This is a genomic window from Streptomyces sp. NPDC006314 (assembly GCF_040613075.1).
Lineage (GTDB): Bacteria > Actinomycetota > Actinomycetes > Streptomycetales > Streptomycetaceae > Streptomyces.
Window position 1 is genome coordinate 64,773 of sequence record NZ_JBEXRL010000003.1, and the last position, 14,179, is coordinate 78,951.

Sequence of the window (14,179 nt, forward strand, 5' to 3'; positions counted from 1 at the left end):
ACATGCTGGGGCGGATACGGCGGTGGCAGCAGCGGCACTGGCGGGAGCGCAGCAAGGCCGAGCGGGTCGAGCTGCAGAGCGTCGTCACCTGGTACCTGACCACGTGGTTCTTCTCGCTCAGCTGGCTGATGCTGCCACTGGTCGGCGGGCTCGACCGCCGGCCCGTGCCGCTCGTCCTCGGCGGGCTGCTCCTCGTCGTGGCGGCGCTCCAGTGCGCGGACGCCAACCGGCTCACCCGGCCCGTGCTCGACCACTACCTCGGACGCGCGGAACTGCCCGCCCGGGCGCTGCACGGCTCCTCGGCCCTGCTCGGCCTGGCGCTCACGCTGGTCGTGGCGCTGGCCGTGACGGATGGCGCCGACGGGGTGACGACCAGGCTCGCGATCGGCGCCTGCCTCCTGCCGCCCGGACTGCTGTACGGCCTGGTGGCGCCCATCCCGGTGTTCCTGCGCCGGTCGGCGCTGCTCGCGGTGGTGCTCATGGCCGCTCTCGGGCTCGCCCACCCGGACGGGCTCGACATCCTCATGACCGGCGTCATGACCGCCTTCGGCACGCTTTTCTCGCTGCTCGCCTGCCGCTGCGGCGCCTGGACCCTGTCCGTGCTCTGGGAGGCGGAACGGGCCCGCGAGGTCGAGGCACGGCTCGCCGTCGCCGAGGAGCGCTTGCGGTTCGGTCGCGACCTGCACGACGTACTGGGGCGGAACCTCTCCGTGATCGCCTTCAAGAGTGAGCTGGCCGTACAACTGGCCCGGCGGGGACGGCCCGAGGCCGTGGAGCAGATGATCGAGGTGCAGCGCATCGCGCAGGAGTCCCAGCGCGAGGTCCGGGACGTCGTACGCGGTTACCGGGAGGCCGACCTCGAGGTCGAACTCGCGGGTGCGCAGGGTGTGCTGGCGGCCGCCGGGATCGATTGCGAGGTGCGCGCGCGGGCCGGGAAACTGCCCCCCGAGGTGCAGTCCGCGCTCGGCTGGGTGGTGCGCGAGGCGACCACCAACGTGCTGCGGCACGGGGACGCGAGCCGGTGCGCGGTGGGACTGCGGGTACGGGAGGGGCATGTGGTGCTGACGGTCGAGAACGACGGGGTGGCAGGTCCGAGCGGCGGCACCGGCACCGGCGCCGGCCGGGCGGGGGGCCCGGAGGGCGGCGGCTCGGGACTGGCCGGACTGCGGGAACGGCTGGCCGCCGTGGACGGGAGCCTGGTGGCGGGGCCCGTCGGCGCGGGCCGGTTCCGGTTGGTGGCGGAGGTGCCGCTGGGAGACGGCGAGGCGTCGACGGGATCTGCGCGGGAGAAAGTGAGCGAAGTCGCGTCATGAGTGGTCCCGTACGGTTGCTGCTCGCCGATGACGAGCATCTGATCCGGGGTGCGCTGGCCGCCCTGCTCTCCCTGGAGGACGATCTGCGGGTCGTCGCGGAGGCGGCGAGCGGGCCCGAGGCGCTGGCGATGGCCCGGGCGCACGAACCCGATGTGGCCGTACTGGATCTCCAGATGCCGGGCGCCGACGGTGTGAGGGTCGCCACATCCCTGCGCCGGGAACTTCCCCGCTGCCGGGTGCTGATCGTCACCGGTCACGGGCGCCCCGGGCATCTGAAACGGGCACTCGCGGCCGGTGTGCGGGGATTCGTCCCGAAGACCGTCAGCGCCCAGCGGCTCGCCGAGATCATCCGGACCGTGCACGCCGGAAACCGTTACGTCGACCCGGAGTTGGCCGCCGACGCGATCTCCGCCGGGGACTCCCCGCTGACCGCCCGGGAGGCGGAGGTGCTGGAGCTGGCCGCCGACGGCGCGCCGGTCGCGGAGATCGCCGAACGGGCCGCGCTGTCACCGGGGACCGTGCGTAACTACCTTTCCTCGGCCGTCACGAAGCTCGGCGCGGAGAACCGCCACACGGCAGTGCGTCTCGCACGCGAGCGAGGTTGGGTATAGTTGCTCTCGCGCCACGGCGCAACGCGGACGTAGCTCAGTTGGTAGAGCGCAACCTTGCCAAGGTTGAGGTCGCGAGTTCGAGCCTCGTCGTCCGCTCCAGCAAGGCCCCCGGTTCCCCGGGGGCCTTTCGCGTTACCGCTCGCCTTACGACCAGCTCGTGCCCGTCAGCCGCTCGTACGCCTCCACGTACTTGGCCCGGGTCGCCTCCACGACCTCCCGCGGCAGCGGCGGCGGAGGCTGCTCGCTCTTGCGGTCCCAGCCGGACTCGGCGGAGGTCAGCCAGTCCCGGACGAACTGCTTGTCGTACGACGGCTGCGCGCGGCCCGGCTGCCACTGGTCGGCCGGCCAGAAGCGGGAGGAGTCCGGAGTGAGGACCTCGTCGGCGAGGACGAGGGTGTCGCCTTCGAAGCCGAACTCGAACTTGGTGTCGGCCAGGATGATCCCCCGGTCGCGGGCGATGTCCCGGGCGCGGGAGTACACGGCGAGGGTGGCCTGGCGCAGCTGGGCGGCGGTCTCCGCGCCGACCTGGCGGGCGACCTCCTCGTAGGAGACGTTCTCGTCGTGCTCGCCGACCTCGGCCTTGGTGGCCGGGGTGAAGATCGGAGCCGGCAGCTCGGAGCCGTCGACCAGGCCTTCGGGGAGGGCGAGGCCGCAGACCGTACGGGACTCGTCGTACTCCAGCAGGCCGGAGCCGGTGAGGTAGCCGCGGGCCACGCACTCCACCGGGACCATCTTCAGCGACTTGCAGACCAGCGTGCGGCCCGCCCAGTCGGCCGGGGCGCCCGCGGGCAGCTCGGTGCTGATCACATGGTTCGTGGCCAGGTCACGCAGCTGGTCGAACCACCACAGGGAGAGCCGGGTGAGGACGCGGCCCTTGTCGGGGATCTCCGTGGGGAGCACCCAGTCGTAGGCGGACATGCGGTCGCTGGCGACCATCACGAGGTCGCCCGCCTCGTTCTGGTACAGGTCGCGCACCTTTCCGGTGTGCAGGTGCACCAGGCCCGGAACCTGAATCGGCTCGGGCTTTTCTACGAATCCGGACACGGTTCCTCCCCGTGGTTCTGTCCAAGTGCCTCGATTCTCCCTTATCGGGGCGATCGGTTTCGGCCAGGGGGTCGGCCGCGGTCCCCCGGGGGTCAGTCACGTTTGCAGATGCGGTCCAGCAGGTTCGCCGTGGCGCGCTGGATACGGGGGTCCACATGGCCCGGGCGGTCCAGAGCCGGGGACCAGGCGAAGGTGCCGGAGGCGAACACCCAGGCGCCGGAGGGGGCGCGGTACAGGGAGGTCTCCTGGTGGCGCAGGGTGCCGTCGTTGTCGGTGTAGGGGGAGTGGGCGAGCAGGATGCGCTCGTCGTGCTCGGGCAGCGGGGTGCGCGGGAAGTACCGGTCGGCCTCGCCGGCGACCAGGCCCTCGATCTCGTCCCCCTCGTGTGCGCCGGCCGCCTCCCACAGCCAGTGGCCGGCGTTGCGGACGATCAGCGGGTGCGGCTCGGGCACCCGGCCCGCGTACTGGATGCCGACCAGCTGCTGCTCGGGCCGGTCGATCTCCCGCCACAGCACCGGCTTTCCGGGACCCTTGCGCTTGCGGCAGGTCAGCAGCCGGTCCGGGACACCCGACGGGGAGGGCCCCAACTCCACCTGCCAGTACATGGTGTTCGCGGAGAGGAAGACCAACGAGGTGCCGCGGTCCCGGGCGTCCTCGACGGCACGGCGCATCGGCATCGACCAGTACTCGTCGTGCCCGGGGAAGACCAGGCCCCGGTAGCGGGTGGGGTCGACGCGGCCGGCGTGCAGGTCGCGGGCGTCGGCGTAGGCGAGGTCGTAGCCGTAGCGCTCGGCCCAGCGGATGAAGTCGTAGGCGTGGCCGACGTGCAGGGGCAGGCCCGCGCCCGCGTAGGGGCGGTCGAAGCAGACCGTGGTCGCCGCGTCGGCCTCACCGAGCAGCCGGCCCCGCTCGTCCCAGGCGTGGTAGAGGCTGGCGCCGATATGGCCGTCCTCCGGGTAGAGGTTGTACGCCTGCCACGTGATGTCCGGCAGCAGCAGGAGCAGATCGGCGGGGTGGTCGTCGCGGACCGTGAACGGCACATGGGAGCGGTAGCCGTCGGCCGTGGTGAGGACGGCCACATGGGCGCCGATGCTCCAGTGCGAGGGCACCTGGAGCCGCCAGGACAGCCACCAGTGGTGGCAGGAGACCGTGCGGTCGGCGGTCAGCGGCGGGGGCTGGACGATGCCGGACAGGCGGGGGCTGGTGGTGATCTTGGCCGCGCCGTCGCCCCCGTAGTGGCCGATCCGGTAGATGTCGACGCTGAACTCCTGCGGCGGGTCGACCGTGACGTGGAAGTCGATCGCCTCGCCGGGCGCGACCGCGCCGGTGGACGTGAAGCCCTTGATCTGGCGGTGCACGTCGTCCGCCGAGCGGGGCCCGGAACCGGCCGAACGCGGGGCCGGGACGCGCGGGCGGCCGTCCGCGCCGGTGAGCGGCTGCGGGCTCGGGTCGACGTACCAGGGCACGACATGGCCCGTGTCGTCGAAATAGGTCTCACTGCCACGCAGCCAGGGCACCGGTCCCTGACCGAAGGGGTCCGTGACGGCGTGCGCGAGTGCTCCGGACTCCCAGCGGCGGATGTGGTCCGAGGCCATGGTCGCTCCCCTCCCTCGTGCCCCCGTTGCCCTGTGTCGGTGGTGCTCGGTCGTGGTGTCGTATGTCGCAAGCCTTTGCCAAAGGCGTGGTCGGTCCCAGCACATCACATAACGCACGGGCTCGGTCACTAGTCGTTGCGAATTGACCTGAAGTGGAAGTCGCTTCTCCGTTACGGTCGTCGGGACGGAGGGGTACGGCGGTGTCGCGCGGATCAGACGAGTCGTACCGGCTTCTCGGGGCGTATCCCGGACGCGCCCAGCCAGTCGCGCAGCGGGCCCGGGTCGCCCTCTTCGATCAGGCTGAGGACCCTGGGCGTCAGGTCGGTGGCCCGCTCGCCGCCGAGCAGCAGGGACGGGCCGTCCAGCCAGTCCAGGGCGGGGACCGCGCCGGCGGTGTCGACGGCCGCGCAGCACACCATCGCCCTGACGTGGTCGGCGAGCAGTTCGCGGGCGGTGCGCGGGGGCTGCAGGGGGAACAGCGGCAGGCCGCCGTCGTCCCACAGGGAGCTCGCGGGGCTCTGTCCGGCAGCGCTCGCGCCCCTCGGCACGGCGGCCTCCTCCCGGGCCAGCTCGGCGCTCAGGCCGGCGGCGAGAGCGGCACTGCGCTCGGTACCGCGGTCGGTGTCTTCTTCGTCGTCGTAGGCCGGGGAGGCGGGCGAGTTCTCGGAGGCGTATGGGGCATCGGAGGGGGTGGCGTCGGTGGCGTCGGTGCCGGTGCCCGCGGGGCCGGTACCCGCCGGACCGGTGTCCTCTGTTCCGGCGGCATCGATTCCGGTGGCGACCGTCCCGGCGGCTGCGGTCCGGGTGGGCAGGGTGAGGTGGTCCAGGACACGGGCCAGGGTGGGGCCGCCCGGGTCGGGGGCCGTGGGGTCGAGGGAGGGGCGGACACCGAAGGAGTCCAGGACCCGGTGCAGGCGGGCCGCGTCGGCCCGCCAGGTGCGGTCCACGACCTCCTCCGGATACGCCTGCCAGTCCACCGGCGCCCAGTCGGGGCCGGACTCGGCGGGGCCGCCGTGGAAGAGGCGCGCGGCGAGCAGCGAGGCCGCCTCGTCCACCGTGCCGGGCTCCTCCAGCAGGTCGCAGGCCGGCCGCTCGCCGAGGCGGGAGGCGAAGCCCTCGGCGAGCCGGTCGCGCCGGGACAGCTCGGTGAGCGCCGCCACCACACCCGCGTCCAGCCGGGCGGGCCAGCGGCCCATGCGCCAGGCGGGCAGCGCGACCCTGGTCAGCAGCCGGTCCCAGCCGGCGTAGGCGAGACCGACTTGCTCCTGGGCGACGATCCGCAGGCCGTAGTCCACCGCCTGGGCCCGCTCGGCCGCCGCCGCGGCGACCCCGCGCTCCATCTGCGTCGCGTGCTCCCGGCAGCCGCGCAGCAGCAGCCGGGCCACCCAGCCGAGGCCGGCGCAGACCCCGCGGGCCAGCGGGCAACGGCCGGACGTCGAGGCGACGGCCACCGCCGCGTCCAGCCCGCGGACGAAGCGGCGGGCGGCCGCTATGTCCGGGTGCGCCGAGGGGCCCGTACCGGCGATGACCGGGGCCAGGACCGCGCGCAGCTCGCCGACCCTCATCCACCACAGGAACGGTGAGCCGATGACGAGGACCGGCGCGACGGGGGTGCGCCGTTGGGCGCGGTGGCCCGGGCCCGCTATCTCGTCGGGCGCCGGACGCGGGGGCGGGCCGTGGGCCGAACGGGTGCGGTCCTCCAGCCAGCTGTCGCAGTCCGGGGTGAGCGCTATGGCCGACGGCGCCGGCACGTCCAGGCGGTCGGCGAGGTCGCGCACCATCCGGTACAGGTCCGGGGCGGACTTCTCCGGGACCGGCACCGTGGGGCTCACAGCGGGGCGGGCCCTGGCCACGACCAGGGCGATACCGGCTGCGGCGAGCAGCACCAGCACGGCGAGCACGCCCACGGTCCAGCGGGCGGCGTCCCAGCCCCGGCCGACGAGATGGCCGGCCGAACCGCCGGTCAGCAGGATCACCGCGGCGCCCGCGGGCAGCAGGGCCACGGCCAGCGCCCGGCCCCGGATCCGCAGGACGGCCAGGGCCCGGGAGCGCGCGGCCTGCGCTCCCATCTCCACACCGATTCCGGTCACGTGCCGACCTCACCCCCTCTGCCGATGCCGTGCTGTCCTGGTCGTGCTCACTCCCCCACTGTGGCACCCGTCACTGACATCGCAATGCCGGAGGGCCAAGTGCCGGAACGCTTGCGCGGCACCCTAGTTGGGGCCCCGGCCCCCGTCAGCCGGATGGGCGATCGCTCACTCGATGGAATGGCTTTGGTCAGAGGTGGGTGACAGACAGCAAGGATCGGGCCCCGGATTCTGTCCGGGGCCCGAGGGGAGACGAGGGTGCGCGCGACCGGCGCGTAAAGGCGTGTGCCCTGCTGGCGCCTTACGCCTGCGCCGCCTTCGCCGCGATGTCCGTGCGGTGCTGCGAGCCGTCCAGGCCGATCCGGCCCACCGCCCGGTACGCCCGCTCGCGTGCCTCGGCGAGATCCCTGCCGGTGGCCGTGACGGACAGCACCCGTCCGCCGGCGCTGACGATCGCGTCGCCGTCCCGCTTGGTTCCGGCGTGCAGCACGTACGCGTGCGGGGCGTCCTCGGCGGCCACCTCGTCCAGACCGGTGATCGGGTCGCCGGTGCGCGGGGTGCCGGGGTAGTTGTGCGAGGCGACGACGACGGTGACGGCCGCGTCCTCGCTCCAGCGCAGGGGCTCCAGATCGGCGAGGTCGCCGGTGGCCGCGGCCATCAGGACACCGGCCAGCGGGGTCTTCAGGCGGGCCAGCACCACCTGGGTCTCCGGGTCGCCGAAGCGGGCGTTGAACTCGATGACCCGGACACCGCGGGAGGTGATCGCCAGCCCGGCGTAGAGCAGCCCGGAGAAGGGCGTGCCGCGGCGGCGCATTTCATCCACGGTCGGCTGCAGCACGGTCTGCCGCACCTCGTCGACCAGCTTCGGGTCGGCCCACGGCAGCGGCGAGTACGCGCCCATTCCGCCGGTGTTCGGGCCCTCGTCGCCGTCCAGGGCGCGCTTGAAGTCCTGGGCCGGCTGCAGCGGGACGACCGTCTCGCCGTCGGTGATGGCGAACAGGGACACCTCCGGGCCGTCGAGGAACTCCTCGACGACCACGCGCTCGCACGCGGCGGCGTGCGCCTTGGCGGCCTCGATGTCGGAGGTCACCACGACGCCCTTGCCGGCGGCGAGTCCGTCGTCCTTGACGACGTAGGGGGCGCCGAAGGCGTCGAGGGCCACGGCGGCCTCCTCGGCGGTGGTGCAGACGTACGAGCGGGCGGTCGGCACCCCGGCCGCGGCCATCACGTCCTTGGCGAAGGCCTTGGAGCCCTCGAGCTGGGCGGCCTCCCCGGACGGGCCGAACACCGGGATGCCCGCCGCGCGGACGGCGTCGGCCACACCGGCGACCAGCGGGGCCTCCGGGCCGACGACGACCAGGTCGGCGCCGAGGCCGGTGGCCAGCTCGGCGACCGCGGCGCCGTCGAGCGCGTCGACCGGGTGCAGCTCGGCGACCTCGGCGATGCCGGCGTTGCCGGGGGCGCAGTGCAGCGCGGTGACATCGGGGTCGAGGGACAGGGAGTGGCACAGGGCGTGTTCGCGGGCGCCGCTCCCGATGACGAGGACCTTCACGGGGTCAGCCTAATGGCAAGGTTGCCGAAGGTTCGGGGCCGGGGAAGTCGTACGTTCCTACCAAGGGTGGCCCGGTGCGGGAGTGACCGCCCTGCGGGCTGCCGCTCCCGGGCCACGCTGCCGGCCCGAACGGCCTCGTGCTCGGTGGCCGGATGGGCCCGATGAGCCTGCCCGGCACCGCAAAGGCCACCTACTCGTTGGAGAACTCCTCCACCACCGTCGCCCCCAGCTCCCGCACGATCAGTTCGTGGCCGGACAGGGCCGACTCGTCCAGGTCCGGGTCGTCGTCCTCGGGGATGTCGTCCTCAGGAGCGACCGGGGGCGGCTCGGGTGCGGCCGTGGACCGGGGGGCAGGAGAGGGCGCCGCCGGGGCGGAAGCGGGGCCGCCCTGCGCGGAGGCCGACGCCTGCGGGGGCTGCGGAGCCATGGAGGGAGGTGCGGCCGGGGCGCCGTAGCCACCGCTCCCCGCGGGAGCGCCGTAGCCACCGCCTCCGCCGAAGCCCGCCGAGCCGCCGGCCGCCGGAGCGGCGCCGCCGCCCGACGGATCGACGATCGCCTCGATCTTCCACTGCACGTGGAACTGCTCGGCCAGCGCCTGCCGCAGCACGTCCTCGCTGCCGCTGCTCGTGAAGTTGTCACGGGCGCCGGCGTTGACGAAGCCGAGCTGCAGGGTGGTGCCGTCGAAGCCGGCCACCTGGGCGTTCTGGCTGAGCAGGATCCAGGTGAAGCGACGGCGGTTCTTGACGGCCTCGAGGATGTTCGGCCAGAGCGCGCGGGGGTCGAGGCCGCCGGTGGGAGCAGCCGGGGCCGAGGGCGCCGTCGGGGTGGCGGACGGCTGCTGCTGCGGCTGAGCCGGGGCCGGGGCCTGACGCTGCTGGGGGCCCGCCGGAGCGGCGGCCGTGGGCCAGCCACCGGGACGCCGCCCGCCACCGGCGGGAGCTGCGGTGGGCCAGGCGCCCGGGGCCGGACCGGCAGGGGCCGCAGGGGTTCCGGGGGCTGCCGGAGACGGCACCGGTGCCTGGGCGGCGGGAGCGGGAGCTGCCGGGGCCGGGGCGGCGGAAGCGGAAGCCGGGGATGCGGGGGCGGCGGGAGCGGGAGCCGGGGATGCGGGGGCCGCCGGTGCTCCCGGAGCCGCCGCCGGGCCTCCCGTCACGGCCGGACCGCCGGCTCCGTTGCCCGGGCCACCACCGGCCCGCACCGCCGCGCGAGCCGCGGCCGGGCCCCCGCCGGCCGGTACCGCCGCGCCGCCGCCGTGTGCCTCGGGGCCCGGGACGTATCCCAGGGCGGGCGCGCCGCCACCGGCCGAGAAGCTGACGCCGCGCTCGAGACGGTCGAGGCGGGCCATCACCGACCGCTCGTCGCCGTAGGCGGCGGGGAGCAGCACGCGCGCGCAGATCAGTTCCAGCTGGAGGCGGGGCGAGGTGGCGCCACGCATCTCGGTCAGGCCGTCGTTGACGAGGTCGGCGGCGCGGCTCAGCTCGGCGGCGCCGAAGGTGGAGGCCTGGGCCTGCATGCGTTCCAGGACGTCGGCGGGGGCGTCGATGAGCCCCTTGTCGACGGCGTCCGGAACGGCGGCGAGGATCACCAGGTCCCGCAACCGCTCCAGCAGATCGGCGACGAACCGGCGCGGATCGTTGCCGCCCTCGATGACCCGGTCGACGACCTCGAAGGCCGCGGCACCGTCACCGGTGGCGAACGCCTCGACGACGGAGTCGAGGAGGGAACCGTCGGTGTAGCCGAGAAGGGAGGTGGCCATGGCATACGTCACACCCTCCTCCCGGGCTCCGGCGAGCAGCTGGTCCATGACGGACATGGAGTCACGCACGGATCCGGCGCCCGCACGCACGACGAGCGGAAGCACACCCTCCTCGACCGGGATGTCCTCCTGCCGGCACACCTCGGCGAGGTACTCCCGCAGGGTGCCCGGCGGCACCAGCCGGAAGGGGTAGTGATGGGTCCGCGACCGGATGGTCCCGATGACCTTCTCGGGCTCGGTGGTCGCGAAGATGAACTTCAGATGCTCGGGCGGCTCCTCGACGACCTTGAGCAGCGCGTTGAAGCCGGCCGACGTGACCATGTGGGCCTCGTCGATGATGTAGATCTTGTACCGGCTGCTCGCGGGCCCGAAAAAGGCCTTCTCGCGCAGCTCACGGGCGTCGTCCACGCCACCGTGGGAGGCCGCGTCGATCTCGATGACGTCGATCGAACCCGGCCCGTTCCTGGCGAGGTCCCGGCACGACTGGCACTCCCCGCACGGCGTCGGAGTGGGACCTTGCTCACAGTTCAGGCAGCGGGCCAGGATGCGCGCGCTGGTGGTCTTCCCGCACCCACGCGGACCGCTGAACAGGTACGCGTGATTGACCCGGTTGTTCCGCAGCGCCTGCTGCAGCGGGTCGGTGACATGCTCCTGCCCGATGACCTCGGCAAAGGTCTCCGGGCGATAGCGGCGGTACAGCGCGAGAGACGACACGCATACGAGGTTAATGGCGCCCACCGACAACGGGCTCCGCCCGCAGGCCCGGGAACGCAAGCGCCCCCCACGCACCCGCCAGAGCCGACCTACCCTTGCTGCCTTCCGGCCCTGGGGGAGTTCAGTCAGATAGCGCCGCGTGAGGGGCTGCGCCCACAGTACCCGATGACGGCCGACGGGAACGAGTTCGCGAGCACTCCCCTCGGTCATGTAATGTTTCCGGCGGAGGATTCGCCTAGAGGCCTAGGGCGCACGCTTGGAAAGCGTGTTGGGGGCAACCCCTCACGAGTTCGAATCTCGTATCCTCCGCCAGTGCCTCACCGGGCACGATGTCGAAGGGCCCCGCTGCTCGCAGCGGGGCCCTTCGACGTTGTCCGGCCCAGTTCTCGTCCAGCGGGGAGCCGCGGGGAACGGCAGGGGCCGGCGGGGCTGCCCCCCGCTCCGCCCTCGTGGGCATTTCGCAGGTCAGAGCCGCACCCGCCCCACCTCGCTCCGCGAAGCGGTGTTCGCTGTCGGGGCCCGGGCCGAACAGCGAACGCGGACGGCCGCCCCGAACGGAGACCCGCGGGCGCATACTGGTCACAATGACAAAGCCAGCTGCACAGAAGCGCTACTTGCCTACCAGCCCCTTCAAGGCCCCGGTCGCGCCGCCCCGCAAGCAGTTCGCCGTGGGCGACCAGGTCACACACGACATGTACGGCCTCGGCCGAGTGATCGGCATCGAGGAGGGAATCGCCGCACTCGTCGATTTCGGCTCGGTGCGAGAGCGGATCCTCAGTCCGTACACCAAGATGAGCAAGCTGTAGGACCGCCGTGCCGGGTCACGGCACGGCGGCTCCTTCACGGCCCCGAAACGAATGGAAGACCTCTCATCGACCTGACCTCGCTGTTCTCCGCTCCGGAAGGGGCGCCCCGCTACGCCACCGCGGCATCGCCGCCTCCGGCGACCAACCCCTTCCAGGCCCCGGACTTCGGGGAGGACGAAACCTTCCCGATGGAGGATGATGCGTGGGCATCCCTCTCGGACATGGGTCGACTCAACGCAGGGCAAGCCGGCTCTGACCGGTGACAGTGGCTTCGGCAGCCGGGTCTCACCGGCCGTCTCGGTATCCGTCTCCTCCAGCTACGTTCACGCAGGTGAACGGCCCCAGCCGGCCCCTTCACACCCACCAGCAGACCTGGAAAGCGTGTGGGGGGCAGGGCGCATGATCGGCTGGCAGGTTCTGCGAAGGCGCGGCGGCGCCTGTGATGGCGTTCGCGCTGACCGGCTGCGGCGCGACGACGACGGCGCGAAGATCCCGACGGCGGTGGGACGACATGTCCGCGTACGTCGACAGCCGGCGCACGTGGTCGCGCATGCGGGAGAACGGGATGCCCCCCCGACCCGGACGCCAAGGGACAGGTCGGCTTCTCCGTCCAGGGCCTGGCGCTGACGAAGGACCCGAAGTTCACTGCGCGACCAGGAAGTGCGCCGGACTCAACGCACGGTCTCCCAGGGCAGGGAGAAGGCCGACGAGCCCGAGCTCACTCCGGCGCAGACCAACGACGAACCTGAGTGCGCCGGCCGCATGCAGACGGACGGCGCCCCTGACTTCCCGGACCCGGGTCCGGACGGATATTGCCGACAACCCGGGTGAGCCGGGCTCGGATCAGCGCTCGGCCTCAGCCGAGCGAGCCGCCCGCCGCCTCTGCGCCCCGATCATCGCGTGCGGGCCAACCCGCCGGCCGGCAAGGGCCGATCATGGCCGAGACGGTTGGACACATCGATGACGCGCCCGGGACGGCCCCCGCGCCTCCCCCGCAGCGCCGCCGCCCGGGACGGCCCCAGCTCCTCCTCCGCAGCACCGTTCGGCGGGGACGGGGACGGCGTACGGTCCTGCTCACCTGGCCGTGACCGGCGTGGCGGCGGTCGCCGTGGTCGGCTCCCTGGGCCCGCGGCGGGAAGAAGGCACGACGCGGTCCCGCTCCGGTTCCGTTGTCCGGGAACCGGACCACTCCGGCCGAACGCACCCGGTGGACATCCAGTCGGGCCACAGGCCGGAGGTCCCCTTGCCGGTCAAGGCGACGGATACCGTGACCCGGCGGCCGAGCAGGGCGCGGCGGCACGCTGCTGCGCGTCGATGACCGGCCGGTTCCGCTCAGGTGCGGGATGCCGCCGATGTACCGGGACCTGGCCTTGGCCCCTCAGCCGGGTTCCGCGGGCCGGGCCTCCCGGGCGCGTGCCCGGGGAGCCCGTGGGGCTGCTTTCCCAACCCCTTCGGGACGAGTAGCCAGGCTCCACCGGCGCAATCCTCGGGCCGGCCGCGAGCGGTCCGGCGGGCGCGAGGCCGCGCGCAGGCGGAAATCTGCAGGAGCAGCGCCACATATCGGGCCGCGACGACGTTAGGGTTGTGAGGTCAGGACACCAGGACACCGAGGCACCCACATGGACGGGGCCGCAGCCGCCAGTGGTGTCGTCGGTGCCGCATCCCTCGGCACGGTGCCGAGCCCATCCGGGCCCCCCTCGCCGCGGACCCCAAACGAAGGTGCCATGCCCGCAGAGAACCCCGCCGCCGGCAACCTCGACGACGACGACTACCCCGCCTACACGATGGGGCGTGCCGCCGCCGTTCTCGGCACCACCCCGGCCTTCCTGCGGGCCCTCGGCGAAGCGAAGCTGATCACCCCGCTGCGCTCGGAAGGCGGCCACCGCCGCTACTCCCGCTACCAGCTGCGCATCGCCGCCCGCGCCCGCGAGCTCGTGGACCAGGGCACACCCGTCGAAGCCGCGTGCCGCATCATCATCCTCGAGGACCAGCTGGAGGAAGCCCTCCGCCTGAACGAGGAGATGCGCGGCACGACGGACGACTCCGGCACGGGTGGCAATCCCTGAATACGGCGGCCCGGCGAAAGAATATCTGTTCCGGCCGTTGCAGGATTACATGCCGGGCGCCACGAGTTTCTCCGCCCCCTTCAAAGGAGGTTAAGGAAAGCACGTCGTCCGGAAGGTTCCTGTGTTACCGTGATAACAGTTGCAGTTTTGATTGCCGGAGCTTCCCTGTGAAATCTTCCGGGTCTTTCCGGGTCTTCCGGAGGGGTGATCATCGCGGCGACTCGGGGTCCGCACAGTGTGGATCCCGGCACTGCCCCCGAGGGAGATTCAATATGGCATCTGGCACCGTGAAGTGGTTCAACGCGGAAAAGGGCTTCGGCTTCATCGAGCAGGACGGCGGCGGCGCCGACGTGTTCGCGCACTACTCGAACATCGCCACCTCCGGCTTCCGCGAGCTTCAGGAGGGCCAGAAGGTGACCTTCGACGTCACGCAGGGCCAGAAGGGCCCGCAGGCCGAGAACATCGTTCCCGCCTGACGCTGACGCGTACCACGTGGCTGAGGCCCGCGCTCTTGGGGCGCGGGCCCCAGCCCGTTTTTTTGCCCCGCTCCACCCCATTGACGCTTTCCCTTCGGCTCTTTCTTGCGAATTCTCCCGCGGTTCCGCACCGCCGAAAGGAATTCCTCGACACGTGCC

Annotated in this window: 10 protein-coding genes, 2 tRNA genes and 1 other RNA gene; 7 read left to right on the forward strand and 6 right to left on the reverse strand. The window is 72.7% G+C overall.

Going from position 1 to position 14,179, the window contains the following annotated elements:
- Positions 1-2 precede the first annotated feature (2 nt).
- The 3 genes from ABZ079_RS05930 (at position 3) to ABZ079_RS05940 (ending at position 2,023) form a co-directional block, all read left to right on the forward strand.
- Positions 3-1,313 carry a histidine kinase gene (locus ABZ079_RS05930; protein WP_356938184.1) on the forward strand — a complete coding sequence of 437 codons (1,311 nt, stop codon included), beginning with the start codon at positions 3-5 and terminating at the stop codon, positions 1,311-1,313.
- Complete coding sequence (locus ABZ079_RS05935) at positions 1,310-1,924, forward strand: response regulator transcription factor (RefSeq protein ID WP_356938185.1); 615 nt, start codon at positions 1,310-1,312, stop codon at positions 1,922-1,924. The genes ABZ079_RS05930 and ABZ079_RS05935 overlap by 4 nt, the downstream gene beginning before the upstream one ends.
- A 23-nt stretch (positions 1,925-1,947) precedes the next feature.
- Positions 1,948-2,023: transfer RNA gene (locus tag ABZ079_RS05940), tRNA-Gly, on the forward strand.
- Positions 2,024-2,068: 45 nt separating this feature from the next.
- Here ABZ079_RS05940 and ABZ079_RS05945 read toward each other — a convergent pair.
- The 6 genes from ABZ079_RS05945 to ffs form a co-directional block, all read right to left on the reverse strand.
- Positions 2,069-2,968, reverse strand: coding sequence for a phosphoribosylaminoimidazolesuccinocarboxamide synthase (locus ABZ079_RS05945; RefSeq protein WP_356938186.1), 900 nt, complete (start codon positions 2,966-2,968; stop codon positions 2,069-2,071).
- A 92-nt stretch (positions 2,969-3,060) separates the two neighbouring features.
- Positions 3,061-4,563, reverse strand: a complete 1,503-nt coding sequence (locus ABZ079_RS05950) for a N,N-dimethylformamidase beta subunit family domain-containing protein (protein WP_356938187.1) — start codon at positions 4,561-4,563, stop codon at positions 3,061-3,063.
- Positions 4,564-4,775: 212 nt separating this feature from the next.
- Positions 4,776-6,653: a hypothetical protein gene (locus ABZ079_RS05955; RefSeq protein ID WP_356938188.1), complete on the reverse strand. Its 1,878-nt coding sequence runs from the start codon at positions 6,651-6,653 to the stop codon at positions 4,776-4,778.
- Between the two features lie 298 nt (positions 6,654-6,951).
- Positions 6,952-8,202, reverse strand: a complete 1,251-nt coding sequence (gene purD / locus ABZ079_RS05960) for a phosphoribosylamine--glycine ligase (RefSeq protein ID WP_356938189.1) — start codon at positions 8,200-8,202, stop codon at positions 6,952-6,954.
- A 190-nt stretch (positions 8,203-8,392) separates the two neighbouring features.
- Positions 8,393-10,672: a DNA polymerase III subunit gamma and tau gene (locus ABZ079_RS05965; RefSeq protein WP_356938190.1), complete on the reverse strand. Its 2,280-nt coding sequence runs from the start codon at positions 10,670-10,672 to the stop codon at positions 8,393-8,395.
- 53 nt (positions 10,673-10,725) lie between these two features.
- Positions 10,726-10,824: signal recognition particle sRNA small type (gene ffs, locus ABZ079_RS05970), an RNA gene on the reverse strand.
- A 72-nt stretch (positions 10,825-10,896) separates the two neighbouring features.
- Between ffs and ABZ079_RS05975 the strand changes: the two genes are divergently transcribed.
- From ABZ079_RS05975 to ABZ079_RS05990, 4 genes are all read left to right on the forward strand, one after another.
- Positions 10,897-10,984 (forward strand) — tRNA-Ser (locus ABZ079_RS05975).
- 272 nt (positions 10,985-11,256) lie between these two features.
- Positions 11,257-11,478, forward strand: coding sequence for a hypothetical protein (locus ABZ079_RS05980; protein WP_356938191.1), 222 nt, complete (start codon positions 11,257-11,259; stop codon positions 11,476-11,478).
- Between the two features lie 1,724 nt (positions 11,479-13,202).
- Positions 13,203-13,544, forward strand: a complete 342-nt coding sequence (locus ABZ079_RS05985; RefSeq protein WP_356938192.1) for a MerR family transcriptional regulator — start codon at positions 13,203-13,205, stop codon at positions 13,542-13,544.
- A 272-nt stretch (positions 13,545-13,816) separates the two neighbouring features.
- A complete protein-coding gene (locus ABZ079_RS05990; protein ID WP_007383480.1) occupies positions 13,817-14,020 on the forward strand; it encodes a cold-shock protein in 204 nt (67 codons plus the stop codon).
- Positions 14,021-14,179: the final 159 nt, after the last annotated feature.